This window comes from Anaerostipes sp. AF04-45, from assembly GCF_003461725.1.
Taxonomy (GTDB): Bacteria; Bacillota; Clostridia; order Lachnospirales; family Lachnospiraceae; genus Anaerostipes; species Anaerostipes caccae.
This window is the reverse complement of record NZ_QTXQ01000001.1, coordinates 209234-231919: the sequence shown is the minus strand read 5'-3', so window position 1 is coordinate 231919 and position 22686 is coordinate 209234. Positions and strand designations below refer to the sequence as shown.

Below are 22686 nucleotides of genomic sequence, written 5' to 3'. Positions count from 1 at the left end.
ACATGCTGTCACCTTAATTATACAATGAACTCATGTAATCGAAGAGCAGAAAATGCTTATGACGAAATTAGGAGGAATATAATCAATGAACAAAACAGAATTAGTTGCGGCTATCGCAAGCAAGACTGAATTATCTAAAAAAGATGCAGAAAAAGCTTTAAAAGCTTTCACAGATGTCATTGCAGAAGAATTAAAGAAGGGTGAGAAAATTCAGTTAGTTGGTTTCGGAACTTTTGAAGTTTCTGAGAGAGCTGCAAGAGAAGGAAGAAACCCAAGAAGCGGTGAAGTGATGAACATTCCTGCATCTAAAGCTCCAAAGTTCAAAGCCGGAAAAGCTCTGAAAGATATCGTAAACGAAAAATAATCACAGAACGACAAATCAAGCTGCCCTTCTACATTGTATGGGCGGCTTCTTTTATATTAAGGAGTTATATGGAATGAGACTAGACAAATTTCTGAAAGTATCCAGGCTGATCAAACGCCGGACCGTTGCCAACGAAGCGTGCAGCGCCGGGAGAGTGACCGTCAACGGCAAAACTGCCAAAGCCGGGACAGATGTAAAACCGGGGGACGAGATCCGCATCCAGTTCGGGAATAAAGAGGCGGCCGTGGAAGTCCTCCGGGTGGAAGAAACCGTAAAAAAAGACCAGGCGGCAGAATTATACAAATACATTTGATGTTTTTCACATGATTTTCGTTCTCCTTTCATATAGTGTATAAACTATGAAAGGAGATTTTTTCATGATAGAAGATAGACAACCTATGAAAACACATAAAGTGGATCTGCTGAACCGCTCTCTGGGTGTCATTACGGGAGTGAGGGATGTAGTGTCCTTCGACCTGAATGAGATCATACTCGATACGGAACAGGGACTCCTGATGATCAAGGGGTTTAACCTGCATGTGAAAAAGCTTTTGGTGGAAAAAGGCGAGGTGGAGATTGACGGCAAAGTTGACAGTTTCCTGTATTCAGATGTGGATGACCATAACGGAGGCAAAAAAGAAGGGCTGCTCGGAAGGCTGTTAAAATAATGCAGGAAGCAGTGTTAGGCCAGCTTTATTTCTTCCTGGGGGCTGTCTGGTTCGGGGCATGCCTGCTCCTTGTCTATGACGGCATCAGGAGTTTCCGCATCGTATTCCGGCACAAATTATGGATCGTATCAGTGGAGGATGTGCTCTACTGGATTTTTGTGGGCTTCTTGTGTTTTCGGTTTCTCTGCTGGTATAATTGGGGAGAGCTCCGCGGATTTTTCTTTTTAGGACTGATCATCGGCATGGCGGTCTATTATATGCTCATCAGCCCGAAGGTATTAGAAGGCCTTGTGTTTTTATTACATAATATCAGAAGGGTTTTTGGGAAAATATTTCGTATTATCCGCCATCCCTTTGCAAAAGCGGGAATAAATATGAGATGGAGATTGAAACAGGAGAGAAAAAACGTTAAAATAGCCTTAATGAGGAAGGGGCACAAAAGAGGTGAGACACATGGGGAGAAAGATAAGCAGTTATAAAAAGGGACTCAGGAAGCGCACAAGAGTGATCTTATTTGTCGTCATTGTGTTTGTCATTGTGATGTCCATTGCTTACCGGAGGCTGTGGGAAAAGTCGGCGGCGCTTCAAAAAGAGGAGGCCCAGCTGGAACAGCAGATAGAAAAGGCGAAAGATAAAAAGCAGGAGCTGAAGGATAAGAAGGAATATATTAAGACCAAAGAATTTATAGAAAAGACTGCACGTGAAAAATTCGGACTGTTTTATCCGGATGAGTATGTAGTTAGACCATCAAAATGATGGAACCAAAAGAAGTCTGACATGGATGTCAGGCTTTTTTTTTGCCTTTCTTTCCGCTTCAAGCGGAAATTTACGAACTATCATCAAAAATGCCATATACCTATAATGAATAACAAAGAGGAGGAAACTATGGAGAGATACAACAAGAGGCTGATCAAGATTCTGCGCTTCTTTTTGGAAAATGAAAAATGGATTACCGGGGCAAGCATTGCACTGTCTGTGGGCGTTTCCACAAGGACAGTCAGGAATGACATCAAAGAGCTGAATCAGATGCTTGCGGACAGGGGAGCAGAGATCACGTCAGAGATCGGGCAGGGATACAAGCTTACTGTGAGTGACAGCCGGAAATTTGACCTCCTGAAAAAAGAGATCCGAAAAGAAGAGAGTTCAAAGCCCTTTCAGAATATCATTCCCTCGGATTCAGAGGAACGGGTTCATTATATTATTTCCAGACTTTTGCTGAATTCTCTGAACAGCGGGGAGAGGATCGACTTCTTTGATCTGGAGGAAGAACTGTTTGTGAGTACTTCCACCCTGAAAAAAGACCTGAGGACCATCGACGGAATACTCAAAAAACATGACCTTCGGATCCGTGATACGAAAAAGGAAGGAATGAGAGTCGCAGGGCAGGAGACGAAGATCCGGTTTTGTATTTCGGAATACATTTTCAACAGTCAAAAAGACACAGGAGATATAGGAAACCAGTTTTATAAAGATATGTTTTCGTCCGATGAGGTGGAGAATCTGAGGATCATTCTCATGGAAGCGATCACAGATTTTAACCTTAGGCTTACGGATATCGCGTTCCGCAACCTGCTCGTACACAGCCTGATCATGCTGAAGCGTTTCGAGAAGAAACGGCATGTAAAATACGATGAAGAAGAGATTGAGCTGTTCTCGGGAACAAAGGAGTTCCGCTGTGCCCAGCAGATTATAACTGAGATTTCCGGGAAACTGGGCATCTCCCTGGGAGATGAAGTCTATTATCTGACCCAGCATCTGATTTCCAGCCAGCGTTTTCTGATCGAAAATCTGGACGGGGATTACGAGTATAAGGAAGAAATTGAGGATATCTTAAATACCATCCGATCGGGGACAGGAATCGATCTGTCCGACGACAATCAGCTGATCAACGGGCTGGCCATGCATTTGAGCGCGGCTCTGCAGAGGCTCCGGTTTGACATGAATATCAGAAATGAGTTTCTGGACAGCATCAAAAATCTGTATCCGCTTGCCTTTGAACTTGCAGTCGTGGCAGGGGAGGTGATTGAAAAGAAACATAAGCTCAAGGCAAAAGAGTCGGAGATCGGATTTCTGGCCATGCATTTCGGAGCGGCACTGGAGAGAAAAGGTCTGAACCGAAAACAGGAGCCAAAGAAAGTCGTTCTGGTCTGTATCGCAGGCATTGCCACGGCTCTGCTTTTAAAAGAAAAATTACAGCATAAGTTCGGTCAGTACATAGAGATCGTAAAATCCTGTCCGGTGCAGGACGTGGATGAGGAATTGATCGACGGCGCCGATCTGGTGCTGACTACGGTAGAGCTTCCGGATTTTCAGTCCGAAAAAATAAAAAAGATCAAACTGTTTCTGGATGACGATGATTTGAATCATTTGGCTACGGTGATCACAGACAGCGGAAACCAAATGAAAGTAATTGATTACAGCAGCATCTTCCGGGAAGATCTCTTCTTCACCGATATGGAGTTTAAGGATAAACAGGAAATCCTTGAATTTATGACCGATGCCATGGTCGAAAAGGGCTATATCAACCAGGAAATCAAGCAGTCCATCTTTAAAAGAGAGGAGATGTCAACCACGGAACTGGGAAGCCTGGTGGCTATCCCCCATGCACTGTTTAACGATATGCAGGAGGCGGCGGTTTCCGTCATGGTCCTGAAAAAACCGGTCATCTGGGAAAATGAAAAAGTCCAGGTCGTCTTGATGTTAAACATTCCCCAGAGCAAATACGATGTCTGGGAAGTTGTATTTAAAAACCTATATCAGTTTTTGATCGGAAATTCCGGCGTGGCGAAGCTGGTGAGGCACCCTTGTTACGGGCAGTTTATCAAAGACTTATTAGAACAGGAAGAGAAGCTTAAAGAAACAGCAGGGAGGATATGAAGTGGAAAAGCTAATCTTAAACGAAAACAATGTGCAGCTGCAGACAGAAGCAAAAGACTGGGAGGAGGCAGTGAGGATCGGAGCGGAAATGCTGGTCAGCCAGGGATGCGCCGAACAATCCTATGTGGAAGGAATCATAAGTGCCATCAAAGAACTGGGGCCGTACATCATCGTGGCCGACGGCCTGGCTATGCCGCATACAAGGCCGGAATGCGGGGCCACCGGCATCGGCTGCAGCCTGATCACCTTAAAAGAACCTGTCTACTTTGACGGGGATAAGGAACCGGTGAGAGTCCTGATCTGTTTTTCGGCGGTGGACAGCGAAAGCCATCTGGACATTCTGAAAATGATCGTTGGCTTCGTGGAAAAAGGATGGATTCCGGAGATCGCTGCAATGAAGGATCAGCAGGAATTATTTGATTTTCTCAATAAGAATAGTAATGCCTGACAAGGCTTCTATAAAAAGAAACACGACAACCAATTTAAAAGGAGGATAGAACATGTTAAAAATTTTAGCAGTGTGCGGGGCAGGACTCGGAAGCAGTTTTGCATGCCAGATGAGTGCGGAAGCGGTACTGAAAGACCTGGGAGTAGACGCAAAGATGGATCACACGGATATTTCCAGTGTATCCGGGGCACAGGCAGACATCATCATCGCCGCAAAGAATTTCGAAAAGCAGTTTGAGCGTTATACGATCAGCTGCCCGACCGTATTTTTGGAGCGTCTGGTAGACAAAAACGAAATCCGGGAGAAGCTTGTACCGGTGTTAAAAGAACTGGGAGAACTTTAAAAACAAGAGGAAAAAGAAAGTGAGGAAAAACTATGCAAGTATTGAATTTTATCATCAATAATATTTTAACGCAGGCCTCCATCATCATCGCATTGATTGCGCTGCTCGGTCTGGTCCTGCAGAAAAAACCGGTGGGAGCCGTCATCTCAGGAACAATGAAAACCATGCTCGGATTTCTTGTACTGTCCGCAGGTTCCGCTGTCATCGTCTCATCGCTGACGTATTTCGGAGATATCTTTAAGGCCGCGTTCGGACTGAAGGGTCTGGTGGCCTCCATCGAGGGAATCAACGGACAGGCCATGAATGAGCTTGGTCTTGGAAGCGAGATCGCCATCACCCTTGCGGGAATTTTCATCGTTAATATTATCATTGCAAGATTTACAAAATTTAAATACATATTCCTGACAGGCCAGGCACTGTTGTGGGAGGCGACGCTCTGTGTGGTATTCGCTTATTACTGTGGTTTAACAGGTGTACCGCTGATTATCATCGGAAGTATCGTGGGAGGATTCTTTGCGACCTTCATGCCTGCCTTTGCACAGCCCATTGTAAAGAAGATCACCGGCAGCGAAGATATCGCGCTCGGACATTTATGTACCATCGGTTATATGTTCACGGCTCTTATCGCAAAACTGACCGGCGGAAAATCAAAATCCACAGAGGAAATCAATCTTCCTAAGAGCCTGGAATTTTTACAGGATACGTACCTTTCCGTCATGGTTGTCATGGTACCGCTTTATGTAATTACAGCCGCGTTTGCAGGGCCTGCCGCATGTGCAGAATATGCGGGAAATACAAACTTTATCGTTCATGCATTTTTACAGGGTATGCAGTTTGTCGTAGGTGTCTATGTGCTGATGACAGGAGTCCGTATGCTTTTGGCCGAGATCGTTCCTGCATTCCAGGGAATTTCTATGAAGCTGGTTCCAAACTCAGTGCCTGCACTGGACTGTCCGGTATTGTTCCCATATGCACCGAATGCGGTCATATTCGGATTTGTCTTTACAACCATCGGTTCTATCATCGGAATGTTCCTGACTCCGGTATTCGGACTTCCTATGGTACTGCCGGGTGTACTTTCCAACTTCTTCGCAGGCGGAACTGCAGGTATATTTGCAAACCAGGTAGGAGGAAGACGGGGAGCCATGATCGGATGTATCGCCCACGGAATCTTTATTACCTTCCTGCCGGCGATGCTCTCACCGATGCTTGCCGACATCGGATTCATCAATACGACCTGTACGGATGTGGATACGGTAGTGACCGGCTTCCTGTTCATGCTGTTTAAATCAATCGCTGCAATATTTTAGTCCGTAAATAAATTGTTTATGATGCGGCAGGAGGAAATAAAAAATGTTTTTGTTTAAAAAGAAAAAAGAGAAAGCGGTCAAAGAAGAGGCTGTGCCTGAAATCAGCCGGGAAGAGCTTTTAAAAAAGGCTGAGGCCATACAAAAAGAGCTCCCGGAGCTTTCAGGGGAGGAGCGGAACAAGGCACTGAACGAGCTTGGAGGCCTGTATTTTGAGGCTGAGGAGACAGACAAGGCGATCAGCACATATGAAACCAGCCTTTCAGAGAGCAAAGCCCTTGGGAAAGCATATACCGATCTGCTGAAGCTTTATAACATAAAGAGAAGAGAAGCTTCAGAGGCAAAAGATGATGCAAAGATGAAAGAATACATGGATAAAATTGACGGGCTGATGAAACTGTCAAAAGATGTAATTCGTGGAAAAGCGTAAAGGAGATAACCGATATGTATAGAAATTTAATAGACTTGTTTAAAGAAAATGAAGGTAAGGGGGCTGTGGGTGCTTTTAATGTGCACTGTTTCGAGATGCTTCCGGCAATGGTCCAAGCGGCAGAGGAACTCGGCGTGCCCGTGATCCTTCAGACTTCTCTCGGCACTGCCAGATACATCGGATTTGAACCGCTGATCGCCGCAGTGAAAGCGATCGCAGAAACATCTTCTGTAAGTGTTGCCTTACATATGGATCACTGCAAAGATATTGATGCGCTGAAAGAAGCTATTGACAAGGGGTATTCCTCTGTCATGTATGACGGGTCTTCCCTTTCTTTAGAAGAAAATATCAAAAATACAAAAGAAGTGGTTGCCTATGCCCATAAAAGAAATGTATCTGTGGAAGGTGAAGTAGGCTCCATAGGCGGCGCGGAGGAAGGTGTGGTCGTTGCGAAAGATGATGCCATGTATACGAAACCGGAAGATGCCCTTTATTTTGCCGAAAACACCGGGGTGGACGCACTGGCTGTTTCCATCGGGACAACCCACGGGCAGTACAAATCCAAGGCAAAGATCAACTATGAACTGCTGACCGAGCTGAAAGCGAAACTTGGGGATACCGGTCTGGTCCTCCACGGAGGTACCGGAGTGTCTGACGAAGATATGAGGCGCTGCGTCAGAGAGGGAATGAAAAAGATCAATGTTGGAACAGAACTTAACAAATCCTATATCGAAGTGGTGAGGGAAACCTTTACCGGGGAGGATGTGACTCCTCTGACTTCACTGAGAAATCTTCTCGGGCCTGCAAATGACAAGATCGCAGATGTTGTAAAAGAGAAAGCATCTTTATTCAGAATCTAAGAGGCAGAAGATAAAACCGGGAAAACGCATCTTACTTTCCCGGTTTTATCTGTTACAATAGAAAGTAAGAAACCAGTCAAACAGCCGCTTTAGTTTCAGAGAGAAGGAGCCTTGTTATGGAGAGAAATGAAATCTTAAAAACTGTTGATCACACACTGCTTGCACAGACGGCCGTATGGGAGGAGATCAGGGTGATCTGTGACGATGCCATTGCCTACGGGACAGCTTCCGTCTGTATTCCGCCGTCTTTTATTAAAAGAGCCAAAGAATACGTGGGGGACAAGATGAAGCTTTGTACGGTCATCGGCTTTCCCAACGGTTATTCTACCAGTGCAGTAAAGGAATTTGAGACAAAGAATGCCCTTGTAAACGGTGCAGATGAGATCGACATGGTCGTAAATCTGGGAGATATAAAAGAAGGCAGGGACGATAAAATTATAGAAGAAATTCGTCTTTTAAAGAAAGCCTGCGGCGACAGGATTCTGAAAGTGATCGTAGAGACCTGTCTGCTGACGGAAGAGGAAAAGATCCGCATGTGCCGGGCAGTGACAGACGCAGGGGCTGACTTCATCAAGACATCTACGGGATTTTCCACGGGCGGCGCCACGTTTGAGGATGTGGAGCTGTTTAAAAAACACGTGGGAGAGGGTGTAAAGATCAAAGCCGCAGGCGGGATCGCCTCTTTTGACGACGCGGAACGCTTTCTTTCACTGGGGGCAGACCGTCTCGGAACCAGCAGGCTGATCAAGATCATGAAGGAGGAATAGCCTATGGCAGTAGTCTGTGTAGGGCAGTCTGCCTATGATATTGTAATCCCATACGATGGGGAGCTGACAGAGAATCAGAAGTACCGTGTCAGAGACCAGCTGGAATGCGGGGGAGGCCCTGCCATGAATGCGGCTTATCTCTGTGCCCTGTGGGGAGAGGAAACCAGTCTCATCAGCCGTATCGGGGACGATGATTATGGAAAGAAGCTTAAAAAAATCCTGAGAGAAGCTGGAGTCGATACGGCCCATCTCGTGGAGGAAGACGGGATAGAGACGCCTTACAGCATCATTCTTTCCAATACAGGAAACGGAGCCAGGACCATCTTTAATTTCCCGGGAGAAATACGGTACCGGCAGTATACCTATCCCAGAATTGATGTGAGTGTGATTTTAAGCGACGGACATCTCCCAAAATTAAGCATCGGGGCCATTGAAAAATATCCGTCGGCATTGTCTGTACTGGATGCGGGGACCTGCCGTGAGAGTACTATGGAAGTCGCCCCATATGTGGACTATATTGTCTGTTCTGAAGATTTTGCCAGACAGTATACAGGAAAGGCTGTGGATCTTTATAACCCCGGACTGTGCAGAGAGATATTTAGTCAGATTCAGAGCATCAACCGGAAGCATGCGGTGATCACTCTCGGAGAAAAGGGACTGCTGTATGAAGAGGACGGGGAACTGAAACATCTTCCCGCCTATCCTGCCAGGGCCGTTGATACGAGTGGTGCCGGGGATATCTTTCACGGGGCATTTGCCTACGGACTGGCAAGAAAGATGCCTCTTGAAGATATTTTAAAGCTGAGCTCCATGGCTTCTGCGATCTCGGTGGAAAGTCTGGGAGGACAGAGTTCCATACCGTCTCTGGATCTGACGGAACGAAAGCTAAAGGAGCAGGAGAGATGAAAAAGACATTGATTTTACTGGCGGGGTATCCGGGCACCGGAAAGACTTATATGTGCAATAAGCTTTTGGAGCAGGAGAAGGATTTTCAGGTGATTTCCCAGGATGACATGAAGGAACAGCTTTGGGACGAATTTGGCTTTGACAACATGGAAGAAAAGACGGCTCTGGAGAATAAAAGCTGGACGCTTTACTATGAGCAGATAGAAGATGCCATGAATCAAGGGAAACGGCTGGTATCTGATTATCCTTTCAGCGAAAAGCAGAGAGGAAAGCTTAAGAGACTCTGTGAAGAATACGGATATCAGCCTGTTACGATCCGCCTGGTGGGTGATCTGGAAGTCCTTTTCGGGCGGTCAAAGCAGAGAGATCTGGACACAAGCCGCCACTTAGGCCATGTGGTGAGCCGTTATCACAAAGGGGATGTGCTTCTGGACAGGACGAAAGGCGACTGCTTTGTGGATTATGATATTTTCATGGACCGGTGCAGAAACCGGGGATACGGAGAATTCTGCCTGGGGAAACTAATCGAAGTAGATGTGACCGATTACAGCAAGATCGATTATGATAAAATATTAGGACAATTGAAAAAGTGGCTTTAGAGATAGCCGTAAACCTCATTCTATTATAGGATGGGGTTTTTTTAATAAATTCTTGCGAAAACCGCGATTAGTCTATTAGGTTTCTTGTGATTCCGTTTCTGCTGTGCTATAATTATGCTAAAATATTAAATGAATAACAAAGGAGAATTTAGTTATGAGAGAAAAAGATTTGACAAACAGGGAAATATTGATTATGAAATGTGCGTGGAGTTCAGAAAAAGAATTGTCGGTTATGGAGATGCAGGAAAGGCTGAGAGAAGAATTCGGCTGGGATGCAAAACATTCTACGCTCCGTACATTTCTTGTGGATATGGAGGGAAAAGGATTTATAACGCTCGAAAGGAGGGGGAGACATTCCTATATTAAGGTGTTGTCCGGGGAAGATGAGTATAAAAAGACCGAGACAGCAAAGATGCTGGATTTCTGGTTTGACGGGTCAAGTCAAAGGATGATGAGTGCATTGACAAATGAAGTGACCGAAGATTCGGTGGATCATCTTATGGGGGTATTAGATGAGCTGGGAGATGACTGAAATCCTTGTCCGGGTGTTTTCAGGGATTTTTTATTTATTTAAACACAACCGCCTGAAGGCAGCTTTGAACAATGCCTGTATTTGCAGCAGGCAAACGCAAAAAGTGGCGGAAATTTGAAGAAAGTAAATGTCTGTAAGACGAAAAAAAATGTGTTTTTCAAAGCTATCAGGCACCAGTGCCGTTTATCTGCGGAGTTATCAGACCTAAAATCATACTACCTGAAGAACAGTACACGAAAAAGGAACTTGAGATCATCCTGCTCCATGAACTAGAATATTATAAACAGAAGGATATATTTTGGAAACCTAAAGCAGTATTTTGGGACGATCATTTCGAGCGTTGCAAGAAAAAGCGGATACCGCCAGTATCTGGCCTCTTCACTTTATGAAAACAGCAGGAGGCTGGAACTGCGGATACGGAGAACCGCCTCTATCAGGAAGATGAAGGGAGTGCCGTCGAAAAGCGCATAAATATTTTTTATGCTGCTTTTGTACTTTTAGAGCAGCAACTATTTCCGTAATATCATATTGGTATTATAAAGGATATCTCTATCTAGAAGATAAGACCTGCATCAAGATAGAAGAAAAGGCAGATTCGTCCAAGATAATGAAGGAGAAAAAAAGATCAGGAACATTATTGTCAAAGAAGAGAATCATGAAAGATGCGGTGCCGGGTAAAGAGAAAGATATATGGATTGACTGGTTGCCGGGGGTAAAAGAATTATTGATGAGTAAGAAATTCCGAGCAGAGAAAGGGAACAGGATCCAGATGATGCTGCTCTGTTCTGAATGTGATAGATAATCCAAAGGTAAAAATTAATGAAATCCTTGCAGGGATTATAGAGCCGGGCGGAACGCAGAATTTGTCTGTGATAACGATTATCTGCGGCACAGCTTTTTGATAGAGGAAAGAGGAGAATACCAGTTTTTACATGTTAAAAACAGGAGAAAGTGGTGTCGATATGAAAATAGGAAGATATAAAAATAGATTCATATTTTTAATAATAATCAGTTTGATTTGTGTCGGATGTCAGAGGGAAAAAGAACATTTATCAGATGTGTTCGATTTAAAAAATGACAAATTAGCGGGAGTCTATGATCCGGAATATTCTTCAACGATCGTTCAAAACGCTTAGTTTGTTTTTTATGAAACGGAAAATCAGGAAATCATTAGAATCAACAAAAAGAATCATAAAAGAACAACAATCATAAGCCCAGATGAGAAGTCGGAAGTACAAAGTGAAGGCGGATTGGAATTGTCAAAAGACAGTTTATATTACGTCCATAATAATTGTGTTTTTAAAAGCGATCTGAATGGAAAAAACATCCAAAAACTTCTTTCCGCAAAAGATAAGAAAGAAATAGAATGGATACATGGAATTAAATTATATAACAATGAAATATACTTGTTAGTCGAAGGTGATGAAGGTAATACTATTTTTCGATTCTATCCTAAGAACAAGAAAATGGAAAAGATTGCAGAAGATATAAGAAAGTCATGTTTTTCTGGGGACAATTTATATTATATAGAATATGGGGAGGTGGGAATTAATAAGGTTAACTTAAAGACTCTGAAGGGTAAGATTGTACGGGGACAAGCATGGAAAGATAAACTGCAGTATGAGGATAATATAGTTCTATATAAGGGAATTGTAGAGAATCAAGGGAAAGTATATTATATTTGCTGGGGCGAGGATGGAAAGGTGAGACTATACGAATATAGAAATCATAAGAAAGACAAAATACAACATGGTTTTTCCAACAATTCTTATGAGTTTGTTTATAACTCCTCCATGATTGTTGGATATAACACTCATTGGGATACCTCGGAGGAAAGATATATACAAATTTATCACTTGGATTCTGAACAGGAACAAAAGATTAAAATGCCAAATGATGATTGGTATGCTTTGCTTGTAGTAGATGACTTGTTATTTTGTGGTTATCCCGATGATAAAGATGATTTCTATCATATGATAAAAATAGATAATTAATGGAAAAACACTGGACATCCATAAAGATGTATATGACTTCAGACATGAATAATATTTTCCTGTGTGACATGGTCACAGAGTAATCACTGTATTTCAGATATGATAACACCAGATATGATATTTTAAAAAATATGAGGTGGAAAATATGAGGAAAAAAACAGTGATCATCGGCGGTGTGGCAGGCGGGGCGACGACAGCGGCCCGTCTTCGGAGAAAAGATGAGAGTATGGAAATTGTGCTTCTGGAACGGGGCGAATATATTTCCTATGCCAACTGCGGGCTTCCGTATCATGTGGGTGATGTGATCAAAAACAGGGAGTCTCTGCTTCTTCAGACTCCGGAGGCCATGAAAAAGAAATTTAACATAGACGTCAGAGTGCAGAATGAAGCCGTGAAAATTAACCCGGAAGACCAGACAGTGACCATAAAAGATTTAAAGAAGGGCATAGAATATGAGGAAAGCTACGATTATCTGGTGATCGCCACAGGCTCCTCTCCGGTCGTGCCTCCGATCCCGGGCATTGACGGACCGGATATTTATACTCTTTGGACGGTTCCGGACACAGACAGAATAAAGAAAGTCATAGAGATAAAAAAGCCGAAGACAGCAGCGGTAATCGGCGGCGGATTCATCGGCCTTGAGATGGCGGAGAATCTTAACAGGGCAGGCCTTCAAGTGAGTATTGTGGAGATGCAGGACCAGGTCATGGCACCTCTGGATTTTGAGATGGCCCAGCTCCTTCACGAAAACATAGAAATGAACGGTGTCAGCCTGCTACTGGGAGACGGCGTGGCATCTTTTGAACATAAAGACGGGAAAACGTTGATCACACTGAACAGTGGGAAGGAATTACAGACAGATATGGTCCTGCTGTCCATCGGAGTGCGTCCAAACAGCGAACTTGCGGGGGAAGCAGGTCTAAAACTTAACGGCAGAGGCGGTATTCTGGTTGATGAGATGCTCCGGACTTCCGAAGAGAATATATATGCAGTAGGCGATGTCATAGAGGTTGAAAACTATGTATTGAAAGAACCAGCAATGATTCCTTTAGCCGGACCGGCCAACAAGCAGGGAAGGATCTGTGCGGATAATATTGCAGGAGGACAGAAGAAATATAAAGGAACTCTCGGGACTTCAGTCGCACAGGTTTTTGACCTGACAGCCGCGGCAGCCGGGGTTAATGAAAAGATGCTGATCCGTAAGGGGAAGGTCCGGGGGAAGGACTATGAAACTGTACTGATTAATCAGAAATCCCATGCGGGATATTACCCTGGCGCTGTTCCGGTTACGTTAAAGCTGTTGTTTGACCTTGATGGAAATATTCTTGGCGCACAGGCAGTGGGGCAGGAAGGTGTGGATAAACGAATCGACGTGCTTGCAGGCGCCATGCGTTCTGGAAATACGATCTATGATCTGGAAGAGCTGGAGCTTGCCTATGCCCCTCCTTATTCATCAGCGAAAGATCCGGTAAATATGCTTGGCTTTACGGCAGAGAATGTTTTGGAGAAGATGGTCTCTTTCATGAGCTGCCGGGAACTGGATGACAGGATTGAAACAGAAGGATGGGAGAAGGACTTAACCATTTTGGATGTAACCGAAGAGATGGAGCGGATGGTGTTCCATATTCCGGGTTCCGTTCACATTCCGCTGGGGCAGCTGAGGCAGAGAATGTCTGAACTGCCGAAGGACCGGCTGATCGTGACTTACTGTGCGGTTGGAGTCCGTTCCTACAACGCAGCCAGAATCCTTGAGCAGAATGGTTTTTCAGATGTAAAGGTGCTGGAAGGAGGAACAAGTTTTTATCAGTCTATGCATTATAAAGACAGCCAGTCATCTGCCTGCCGGGAAGAAGAGCAGCTGAAAGTAGCAGAGGCAGAGCCAAAAGAAGTAAGGCTTGTTGACTGCTGCGGCCTTCAGTGTCCGGGGCCGATCATGAAGGTTCACGAGACCTTAGAATCCATGGAGGATGGCGAGACGGTCAAAGTAGCAGCCACAGACATGGGATTTCCGAGGGATATTGAGTCCTGGTGCCAGAGGACAGGAAATACTTTAGTCAAGAAGGAGCGGGACGGAAAACAAAATGTAGTCTTTATAAAAAAAGGAAAAGAAGGGCAGGAATTGTGTGCGGCAGCCGCTGACGTAATCAGCGGTCAGGGCAAGACGATGGTCGTGTTCAGCGGAGATATGGATAAGGCCCTTGCATCCTTTATTATCGCCAACGGTGCCGCAGCCATGGGCAGGCCGGTCACCATGTTTTTTACCTTCTGGGGGCTGAATATTCTGAGGAAGCCGGAAAAACAGCATGTAAAAAAATCAGCTGTGGAGAAGATGTTCGGAGCTATGATGCCGAGAGGAAGCAGGAAGCTTAAACTGTCCAAAATGAATATGGGCGGTATGGGAACAAAAATGATGAAGCGGGTCATGAGAGAGAAGAATGTGGAAACTCTTGAAAATCTGATGAAACAGGCCATGGAAAACGGTGTGAAGCTGGTGGCATGCACCATGTCCATGGATGTGATGGGCATCAGAAAAGAAGAGATCATTGACGGTGTGGAGTTCGCAGGAGTGGCCTCCTATTTGGGAGACGCGGAAAATTCTGATGTAAATCTTTTTATCTGAACAACAAAATGCAGCAAAACGGCATCTGTCCGTTTGCTGCATTTTATTTCAGCTGATCAGCTGTTTTAAGCCCTTTTTATCAAGGATTGTGACTCCGCCTCTGGACAGTTTTACCAGTCCTTCCGATGAAAAGTATTTCAGCATACGGCTCACAACTTCCCTGGCGCTTCCGGTGTATTTGGCGATCTGTTCATGGGTCATATGGATGTCGTCAAAACCTGTTTTTCCACTCTCATCCAGGAGAAAAATCGCAAGCCTCTGATCGAAACTCATGAACAAAATCTGCTGCATGGTCCACATCACGTCGGAAAAACGCTCGGTAGCCTGTTTATAGGTAAAGGCTTCCGCATAAATATTTTGGTCAACAATTTCGGAATATGCGCCTGCGCTGATCTGTATGATCTCACTTTCTGTTACCGCCTCCATCTGTACTTCAAAAGTGATGGCAGACAGTACGCAGGAAGCAGAAAGGACACAGACATCTCCCTGATCCAGACGGTACAGAGTGATCTCCTTTCCTTCTTCTGAGAGCATGTATGTCCGCACACTTCCGCTTTTGATGATCAGCACGCCGGTACATTCACAGTTCTGGCACCGGATAATTCCTCCCTTTTCGTAGCGGACAAGCTGAGACCACTGGGAGAGAGTCTTTTTTTCTGTTTCTTTCAGGTGCTCCCAAAAAGGAAGGGACGACTTTAAGATAGGGATGATTTCGTCTGCATGCTCCATTCGTTACCTCCAATCAATACTTTAAATTTATTTTAGCTGTCCCAAAGAGAAATAACAAGAGCTGTTTGTATGGAAATCGGTCCCTTAGATTCGTTTCAGCAAATTATGACACAAGACCCTTGTATAATTAGAAGCTGAAGGAGGGTGCAGGATGCCGATTATTAAGAAAAAAGAACCAGTGGAAGAGATATTTTTCAATGAGCTGGAAGATATCATATCATATAATATGAAACAGATGGAGCACTGCCTCACTACGATCGGAAAGAGGATGTGCGCAGAGCAGGATGAAGACTTGGAAAAAAAGACCGGAAGAACGATCATAGAGAGCACGATTTTAAAAGAATGTATGCTGTGCCGGGAAAAAGATAAGTGCCGGCTGACTCTCGACGACAGGGACAAGCTGGGGGAACTTCTGGAGAAGCAGGGAGGCCTCAGTGTGCAGAATATCCGCTCTGTCTGCAAATGCCAGCGGGAGAAGGAGTGGGTGGAAGAGATCAATACGATCTATGAAAGGGAGCTTTTTTTGTATGCCTCTGAACAGCGTTTTATCGAAATGCGCAGGATGATCGGGGAACAGTACATAGAGGCGGGAAGGATGTTTAAAAGCTTCTCGGCCCAGAAATATCAGCTGTCCGGAGTCCGCCCCATGCAGGAAGTTATTGAGAAGGGGCTGAAAGCCCATCATCTGAAAGTGAAAAAGGTGTACATATATGAAGATGACATGAGGGGAAAGCAGATTTACCTGTTTTTAAAAGCCCAGAAGGGAAGGGAAGTAACGACCAAAGAAGTAGCCCGGTGGCTGTCGGTCATTTTACAGGAAAAACTTCAGCCGCTGCCCAACGGTAAGCAGGCCATCGGAGAGAACTATGAGATGATGGGGGTGCAGGCGGCGACCAAATTTCATGTGCTGACAGGGGTGATCTCCAGGGCGGAGAAAGAAGATATGAAAAATGGGGATAATTTTTCTATGGGTACTGTGGGAAATCACAGGTTTGTCTCTATGATCTCCGACGGCATGGGCACAGGAACCGCTGCAAACAGAGACAGCAAAGCGGTGATCGAGACACTGGAGGAACTTCTGGAGGTGGGATTGGACGAGAAAAGAGCCGTCCAGCTTCTGCAGTCTATTTTTGTGTTCTGGCCGGAGAAGGAGCGCTATTCGACCCTTGATTATCTGCAGATCGATCTGCACGCCGGAATCGGTAGTTTTCTCAAATTGGGTGCCTGCCCGTGTTTCCTTAAGCGGAAGGGACAGGTGGAGATGGTGCAGCTTCCAAGCCTGCCGGTAGGTGTTTTAAAGGAAAAGACACTGCCGATACACCGGAAGAAGCTGGAGGCGGAAGATTTCATTTTACAGGTCAGCGACGGCATCATTGACTCCATGGGCGAAAAAGGAGTGGAACTGCTGATGGAGTATATGAAGCAGATCCATACCACACGGCCCCAGGGATTTGTGGATGAACTGATGGAGAAAATCGAAAAAACCGAGGGATACGAAAAAAAGGATGACATGACGATGATCGGTCTCGGAATTTGGGATAAGTATTGAATCCTTGGATTGGGAATGATAAAGTATTGATATGGATAAAGTACGAAAGTTTATGGAAAAACATCATATGATCGGTCAGGGAGACTTTATCGCTGTGGGAGTCTCCGGGGGAGCAGACTCTGTGTGCCTGCTCCTGCTTTTATGTGAGCTTAAGCAGGAGTATGATCTTGAGCTCTGCGCAGTCCATATCAATCACGGTATCCGCAGGGAAGCGTTCAAAGACCAGGAATTTGTGGAAAACTTATGCCGTCGGCGGAAGGTGCCGTGGATAACTTTTTCAGAAGATGTGAAAGGCATAGCTGAAAAACAATCTATGTCTCTGGAAGAGGCAGGGCGGATGATCCGCTACCGGTGTTTTAGGAAAGTTCTGGATATGCACGGAGGCGGAAAGATTGCAGTGGCTCATCACCAGAATGACCAGGCGGAGACGATGCTTTACCGGATGTCCAGGGGGACCGGAATACAGGGACTGAAAGGGATGGAAGCCGTCCGGGCAGATGTGATCCGGCCTCTATTGTGCCTTAAGAAAGAGGAAATTCTTGCTTATTTAAAAGAAAAGGGCCAAGACTGGATGGAGGACGCCAGTAATGAAGATAATACGTTTGCCAGGAATAAGATCCGTAATCAGGTTATTCCGGCGCTCACAAAAGTCAATGCAAGGGCGGTGGAACATATCGTTTCATTGTCTGAAGAAATCGAAGAGTGGAGCCGGTATTTAGAAGAGCAGCTGTCTGAGGCATGGAAAGCCTGTGTAAAGCAGGAAGGGAAGGGAAGTCTCATCGATACTGGCCGGTTTCTGGAGGAACCGGAGCCGATCAGGAGGCTTTTGGCAAAACAGGTTATAGAACAGACCGCAGGCAGAAAAAAGGATATTGAGAAGGTCCATATCCAGAGTTTCTGTGATCTGGCTTTCAGGGAAACCGGGAAATCCATCGATCTTCCATATGGACTTATTGGGAGAAAAACATACGGGGGACTCTTGGTGGAGGAAAAGCAGACAAGAGCAGAAACAGGGACTGCGGGACAGCTGGTCCTGACCGAGACGGACCGGTATGAAAAAATGGAGGAAAAAGATTTTACCAAAATCATTGATTATGATAAAATAGACAAAGACATCCAACTGCGGTACAGAAAGCCAGGAGATTTTTTTGTATTTTCAAAAGATGGAAAGAGTAAGTCTCTGAGCCGGTTTTTTATTGACCAGAAAATCCCGCGGGAAGAGCGGGACCGGATACCGCTTGCGGCAGACGGAAGCCGGATCATATGGATCATCGGTCACCGCCTGAGCGAGTTTTATAAGGTTTCTGAAAAAACGAAAAGATATTTAAGATTGGAATACAATTAGGAGGAAAACATTAAAATGGAACATGCAGAGATTAGAGAGTTGATCTCAGAGGAAGCTGTGGATAAGAGAATCAAGGAGATGGGAGCTCAGATCAGCAAAGATTATGCGGGGAAAGAAGTACATTTGATCGCGATCTTAAAAGGCGGCGTCTTTTTTGCGTGTGAGCTCGCCAAGAGGATCACAGTCCCTGTTACGATTGATTTTATGTCCGTGTCCAGCTACGGAGATTCCAGAGAGTCTTCCGGTATCGTAAAGATTGCCAAGGATCTGGATGAACCGATCGAGGATAAGGAAGTTCTGATCGTGGAAGATATCATTGATTCCGGAAAAACACTGAACCACTTAAAGCCAATGCTTTTGAGCAGAAAACCTAAAAGCATAAAGATCTGCACCCTTTTAAATAAACCGGAGCGCCGGGAGGTGGATGTGGAAGTGGCATATACAGGATTTGACGTGCCGGATGAGTTTGTCGTGGGCTATGGCCTGGATTTTGCTCAGAATTACAGGAATCTTCCATATATCGGAGTCGCAGAAGAATAGCAGAGAGGAGACAGTAAGTTGAACCCAAGAAGAGGAAACAGCAATTTTTTGTTCCTTGCAGTCATCTTATGTCTGGGGATTATTTATTTTTCCAGGATGATGAACAGCAGCGAGGACAATTATAATTACGCACAGTTCCGTCAGGACGCAAAAGCGGGGCAGGTTGTGGGAATCACCATGAAGCAGAACAAAGAGGTCCCAACCGGCACTATGACGGTAGAGTTAAAAAATGAAGTGTATAAAAACTGTAATATTACCGACGTTGACGCGGCGGTAAAAGAGATCGAGAATAAATATCCGAATCTCTACAAAAAAATGGTAGTGAAGCCGATCGACCGGAGCGGGGACTGGATCACGACCCTGCTGCCGAACCTTTTGATGGTGGGAATCCTTGTATTTTTCCTGATCATGATGATGAAGCAGAATGGCGGCGGCGGAAAAATGATGGATTTCGGAAAGAGCCGTGCCAAGATGGCAAATCCGGACGGCCCCAAAGTTACATTTGACGATGTGGCGGGTCTTACCGAGGAAAAAGAAGAACTGGAAGAAGTGGTGGATTTCTTAAAAGATCCCAAGAAGTTTATCGGCATCGGGGCAAGAATCCCGAAAGGTGTCCTCTTAGTAGGACCTCCGGGAACCGGTAAGACACTGATAGCAAAAGCCGTTGCCGGAGAGGCCAATGTTCCGTTTTTCAGCATTTCAGGTTCTGATTTCGTTGAGATGTTTGTCGGTGTCGGGGCTGCCAGGGTCAGAGACCTGTTTGGAGAGGCAAAGAAGAACGCGCCATGTATTATTTTTATTGACGAGATCGACGCGGTGGCCAGACGGAGAGGTTCCGGACTGGGCGGCGGCCATGACGAGAGGGAACAGACCTTAAACCAGATGCTTGTGGAAATGGACGGTTTCGGCGTCAATGAAGGCATTATTGTCATCGCAGCTACGAACCGTGTGGATATCCTCGACCCGGCAATCCTCCGTCCGGGCAGATTTGACCGGAAAGTCGGCGTGGGACGTCCGGATGTCAAAGGAAGAAAAGATATCCTTAAGATCCATGCTAAGAAGAAGCCATTGGGCGATGATGTGGATCTCCACGAGATCGCCAGAACGACAGCGGGATTCGTGGGCGCAGATCTGGAAAACCTGATGAACGAAGCGGCCATCCAGGCGGCCAAAAATAACCGGGGATACATTGTGAAAGAAGACATTGACAAATCCTTTATCAAGGTGGGCATCGGCACAGAGAAAAAGAGCCGTGTTGTCCCTGAGAGCGAGCGGAGGATTACGGCTTACCACGAGGCAGGCCATGCAATCCTGTTCCACGTGCTTCCGGATATGGGACCGGTCTATACGGTTTCCATCATACCGACCGGCGTTGGCGCGGCGGGATATACGATGCCGCTTCCTGAAAACGACAATATCTTTAACACGAAAAATAAAATGCTGCACAATATCATGGTAAGTCTCGGAGGAAGAATCGCAGAAGAGCTGATCTTTGAAGATATCACGACCGGAGCCTCCCAGGATATCAAGCAGGTTACCCAGCTTGCCAGATCTATGGTCACAGAGTACGGAATGTCAGACCGTCTCGGCCTGATCAATTATGACAGCGGAGAAGGGGATGAAGTCTTCCTCGGAAAAGAAATCGGTCAGCCCCGCCCGTACGGAGAGCGGGTGGCGACCATCATCGATGAGGAAGTAAAAGACATCGTGGATGACTGCTATAAGAAAGCCAGAGCGATCATCGAAGAGCATATGGAAGTGCTCCACAGCTGTGCAAAACTGCTGTTGGAAAAAGAACGAATCAATCAGAGTGAATTTGAAACCTTGTTTGAAGGTACAGAAGCGTGACATTTTTACCAGTTCTGCGGCTTGCTGTCTCAGGAAGGTAAGATTTTCTAACTTTCAACAAAGTTTCTCCGGCGGCCCGTTCGGAACTCGCTGACGCTCAGACAGCCTCACTGCGCTTCGCGTACCGCCTCCGAACCTTCGTTGAAAGAAGAAAAGCTAACCTTCCTTCGAATGCAATGCCTCCGAACTGGTAAAAATGGACATAATGTCTGCTGGACAAGTATTCTTTGAACAAAAGAAGCTATCCAATGATATTTTTTAGCACTATTAGAGGAGCACATTTCAAAGCGTGACGGAAATAGTGGTAAAAAACTCATACCCACAGGGCACACCGTATTTTATACCCTTCGGGTGGATGTGCTTCGCACAATAAGGTATAAAAAAACTGCCGTACTAAAAAGGTGCGGCAGTTTTTTGCACGAAATGGACGAAATATCTTCTGGAGAAGGCTGATAAATAAAGAAATCTTACATTGAATAGCCCTTTTTATTCAATAATACCTTTCCAGCAGACATTATGTCCATTTTCTATATGATTGGAGTGAGGCATTCTAAGAGCCGAACGGAAATCATGTGGAAAATGTCATAGGTTATTGGATATGTTCACTTTTCTACGCGCTTCTTTCCGTTTTTCCATGGCATCTACGCAGATCGTGCAGGCTGCATCCCCGGTGATGTTGACGGTGGTTCTCGCCATATCGAGGATACGGTCGACTCCTGCTACGAGGGCGATTCCCTCTAAAGGAAGCCCGACACTCTGAAGCACCATGGCAAGCATGATGACCCCGGACCCCGGAACTCCGGCGGTTCCTATGGAAGCCAGGGTCGTCGTCAGAATGACCATCAGCTGCTGGGTTAATGTCAGATGTACACCGAAGATCTGGGCAATGAAAATAGCGCTGACTCCCTGGTAGATTGCGGTACCGTCCATATTGATCGTAGCGCCAAGCGGCAGGACGAAGCTTGCGATCTCTTTTCTGGCACCAAGTTTTTCTGTACATTCATAGTTAAACGGCAGAGTGCCCACACTGCTGGCACTGGAAAACGCAAATAGCATGGCCGGGCTCTGTTCCTTAAAGAATCTGAGCGGGCTGATGCCGCTGAATCCTTTGACCGCGCTGGAATAAACTACAACCATATGCACGATGCTGGCAAGATAGGCCACTCCGATCAATTTCAGAAGAGGAAGCAGTACGGACGGACCATTTGCGGCCACGACCGGAGTGATCAGTGCGAACACGCCAATCGGCGAAAGGTTGATGATGAGGCCCATAATGTTGATGCAGACTTCGGAAAGACTCTCCACAAGGTCTGCCGCGGGTTTTCCCTTGTCACCGGCAATGATGATGCCGAATCCGAAAAACAGTGCGATGACAATGACCTGGAGCATTGTGGCGCTGACTAAAGGCTCGACTGCGTTTGACGGAAAGATATTTACAAGGGTTTCGATAAGAGAAGGAGCCTTGGTAGCGCCTTCGTATGCCTCCAGAGAGGAGCTGTTCATTACATAGCCGCCGCCTACGTTCAGTACATTTGCGAACAGCAGGCCGAATGTAACCGCAAATGCGGTGGTAACGATGTAAAAGCAGATGGTTTTTCCTCCGATGGAACCTACCTTTTTGATGTCCTGGAGAGAGACGACCCCCTGGATGATAGAGAACAGGATCACAGGGACGACGATCATTTTGATCAGATTCAGAAAAATAGTCCCGAACGGCTGAATGTAATTCTCAGCGATCTTCGGATGGCCCTGAAGCAGAAGACCGGACAGGATACCTAAGAATAGAGCTGTCAGGATCATCACGGTCAGGGATAATTTCTTTTTTTGTTTTTTTGTATTCATACTTTCTTTTCTCCTAAATTTGTAGTATAGCCACGAAATATTTTAAAGGAAAAAGGCGGAAAAAACAATGGGATTCATCGGAATTCTCAAAAAATACTTGCATTTTCATATTTCATAC

At 45.5% G+C, this 22686-nt stretch carries 25 protein-coding genes; 23 read left to right on the top strand and 2 right to left on the bottom strand.

What is annotated here, in order from left to right:
• The first annotated feature begins 85 nt into the window (after nt 1-85).
• From DWV34_RS01135 to DWV34_RS01050, 19 genes are all read left to right on the top strand, one after another.
• Nucleotides 86-364 carry an HU family DNA-binding protein gene (locus DWV34_RS01135; protein WP_006567569.1) on the top strand — a complete coding sequence of 93 codons (279 nt, stop codon included), beginning with the start codon at nt 86-88 and terminating at the stop codon, nt 362-364.
• 73 nt (nt 365-437) lie between these two features.
• The gene (locus DWV34_RS01130; RefSeq protein WP_009289330.1) at nt 438-677 is read left to right on the top strand and encodes an RNA-binding S4 domain-containing protein; all 240 of its coding nucleotides are present in this window, start codon (nt 438-440) and stop codon (nt 675-677) included.
• Between the two features lie 64 nt (nt 678-741).
• Nucleotides 742-1032 carry a sporulation protein YabP gene (yabP, locus tag DWV34_RS01125; RefSeq protein ID WP_009289329.1) on the top strand — a complete coding sequence of 97 codons (291 nt, stop codon included), beginning with the start codon at nt 742-744 and terminating at the stop codon, nt 1030-1032.
• A complete protein-coding gene (gene yabQ, locus DWV34_RS01120) occupies nt 1032-1511 on the top strand; it encodes a spore cortex biosynthesis protein YabQ (RefSeq protein ID WP_006567566.1) in 480 nt (159 codons plus the stop codon). Before yabP ends, yabQ begins: the two co-directional genes overlap by 1 nt.
• Nucleotides 1486-1788, top strand: a complete 303-nt coding sequence (locus tag DWV34_RS01115) for an FtsB family cell division protein (protein ID WP_006567565.1) — start codon at nt 1486-1488, stop codon at nt 1786-1788. Before yabQ ends, DWV34_RS01115 begins: the two co-directional genes overlap by 26 nt.
• A 129-nt stretch (nt 1789-1917) precedes the next feature.
• Nucleotides 1918-3909: a BglG family transcription antiterminator gene (locus tag DWV34_RS01110; RefSeq protein ID WP_118475084.1), complete on the top strand. Its 1992-nt coding sequence runs from the start codon at nt 1918-1920 to the stop codon at nt 3907-3909.
• A gap of 1 nt (nt 3910) precedes the next feature.
• Complete coding sequence (locus DWV34_RS01105; RefSeq protein WP_006567563.1) at nt 3911-4357, top strand: PTS sugar transporter subunit IIA; 447 nt, start codon at nt 3911-3913, stop codon at nt 4355-4357.
• 52 nt (nt 4358-4409) lie between these two features.
• Complete coding sequence (locus tag DWV34_RS01100) at nt 4410-4700, top strand: PTS sugar transporter subunit IIB (RefSeq protein WP_006567562.1); 291 nt, start codon at nt 4410-4412, stop codon at nt 4698-4700.
• A 32-nt stretch (nt 4701-4732) separates the two neighbouring features.
• Entirely contained in the window at nt 4733-6010 is a 1278-nt protein-coding gene (locus DWV34_RS01095; protein ID WP_006567561.1) for a PTS ascorbate transporter subunit IIC, read from the top strand.
• A 43-nt stretch (nt 6011-6053) separates the two neighbouring features.
• Nucleotides 6054-6437 carry a tetratricopeptide repeat protein gene (locus tag DWV34_RS01090; RefSeq protein WP_118475082.1) on the top strand — a complete coding sequence of 128 codons (384 nt, stop codon included), beginning with the start codon at nt 6054-6056 and terminating at the stop codon, nt 6435-6437.
• Nucleotides 6438-6451: 14 nt separating this feature from the next.
• Nucleotides 6452-7297: a class II fructose-bisphosphate aldolase gene (locus DWV34_RS01085; RefSeq protein WP_118475080.1), complete on the top strand. Its 846-nt coding sequence runs from the start codon at nt 6452-6454 to the stop codon at nt 7295-7297.
• Between the two features lie 116 nt (nt 7298-7413).
• A complete protein-coding gene (deoC, locus tag DWV34_RS01080) occupies nt 7414-8064 on the top strand; it encodes a deoxyribose-phosphate aldolase (RefSeq protein ID WP_006567558.1) in 651 nt (216 codons plus the stop codon).
• Between the two features lie 3 nt (nt 8065-8067).
• Complete coding sequence (locus DWV34_RS01075; protein WP_118475078.1) at nt 8068-8970, top strand: PfkB family carbohydrate kinase; 903 nt, start codon at nt 8068-8070, stop codon at nt 8968-8970.
• A complete protein-coding gene (locus DWV34_RS01070; protein WP_009289323.1) occupies nt 8967-9569 on the top strand; it encodes an AAA family ATPase in 603 nt (200 codons plus the stop codon). Before DWV34_RS01075 ends, DWV34_RS01070 begins: the two co-directional genes overlap by 4 nt.
• A gap of 154 nt (nt 9570-9723) precedes the next feature.
• Nucleotides 9724-10101 (top strand): BlaI/MecI/CopY family transcriptional regulator, encoded by a 378-nt coding sequence (locus tag DWV34_RS01065; RefSeq protein WP_118475076.1) that lies wholly within the window; start codon nt 9724-9726, stop codon nt 10099-10101.
• A 176-nt stretch (nt 10102-10277) separates the two neighbouring features.
• Nucleotides 10278-10490 (top strand): M56 family metallopeptidase, encoded by a 213-nt coding sequence (locus DWV34_RS18065; RefSeq protein WP_227051754.1) that lies wholly within the window; start codon nt 10278-10280, stop codon nt 10488-10490.
• Between the two features lie 543 nt (nt 10491-11033).
• Nucleotides 11034-11237: a hypothetical protein gene (locus DWV34_RS17325; RefSeq protein WP_147342245.1), complete on the top strand. Its 204-nt coding sequence runs from the start codon at nt 11034-11036 to the stop codon at nt 11235-11237.
• A gap of 120 nt (nt 11238-11357) precedes the next feature.
• Nucleotides 11358-12095 (top strand): hypothetical protein, encoded by a 738-nt coding sequence (locus tag DWV34_RS01055; RefSeq protein WP_118475074.1) that lies wholly within the window; start codon nt 11358-11360, stop codon nt 12093-12095.
• Between the two features lie 145 nt (nt 12096-12240).
• On the top strand, nt 12241-14715 hold the full coding sequence (locus tag DWV34_RS01050; protein WP_118475072.1) for a DsrE/DsrF/DrsH-like family protein: 2475 nt from the start codon (nt 12241-12243) through the stop codon (nt 14713-14715).
• Between the two features lie 48 nt (nt 14716-14763).
• Here the strand turns inward: DWV34_RS01050 and DWV34_RS01045 are convergent, their stop codons facing one another.
• Nucleotides 14764-15444, bottom strand: a complete 681-nt coding sequence (locus DWV34_RS01045; RefSeq protein WP_009289317.1) for a Crp/Fnr family transcriptional regulator — start codon at nt 15442-15444, stop codon at nt 14764-14766.
• A gap of 151 nt (nt 15445-15595) precedes the next feature.
• On the opposite strand from DWV34_RS01045, the gene DWV34_RS01040 reads away from it, so the two are divergent.
• From DWV34_RS01040 to ftsH, 4 genes are read left to right on the top strand one after another with little or no spacing between them, the layout of a single operon-like run.
• Nucleotides 15596-16993 (top strand): SpoIIE family protein phosphatase, encoded by a 1398-nt coding sequence (locus DWV34_RS01040; RefSeq protein ID WP_118475070.1) that lies wholly within the window; start codon nt 15596-15598, stop codon nt 16991-16993.
• A gap of 31 nt (nt 16994-17024) precedes the next feature.
• Entirely contained in the window at nt 17025-18338 is a 1314-nt protein-coding gene (gene tilS / locus DWV34_RS01035; RefSeq protein ID WP_118475068.1) for a tRNA lysidine(34) synthetase TilS, read from the top strand.
• 15 nt (nt 18339-18353) lie between these two features.
• On the top strand, nt 18354-18878 hold the full coding sequence (hpt, locus tag DWV34_RS01030; RefSeq protein WP_009289313.1) for a hypoxanthine phosphoribosyltransferase: 525 nt from the start codon (nt 18354-18356) through the stop codon (nt 18876-18878).
• Nucleotides 18879-18896: 18 nt separating this feature from the next.
• On the top strand, nt 18897-20726 hold the full coding sequence (ftsH, locus tag DWV34_RS01025) for an ATP-dependent zinc metalloprotease FtsH (protein ID WP_187115064.1): 1830 nt from the start codon (nt 18897-18899) through the stop codon (nt 20724-20726).
• A gap of 582 nt (nt 20727-21308) precedes the next feature.
• Here the strand turns inward: ftsH and DWV34_RS01020 are convergent.
• Nucleotides 21309-22568 carry a dicarboxylate/amino acid:cation symporter gene (locus DWV34_RS01020; RefSeq protein WP_118475066.1) on the bottom strand — a complete coding sequence of 420 codons (1260 nt, stop codon included), beginning with the start codon at nt 22566-22568 and terminating at the stop codon, nt 21309-21311.
• Nucleotides 22569-22686: the final 118 nt, after the last annotated feature.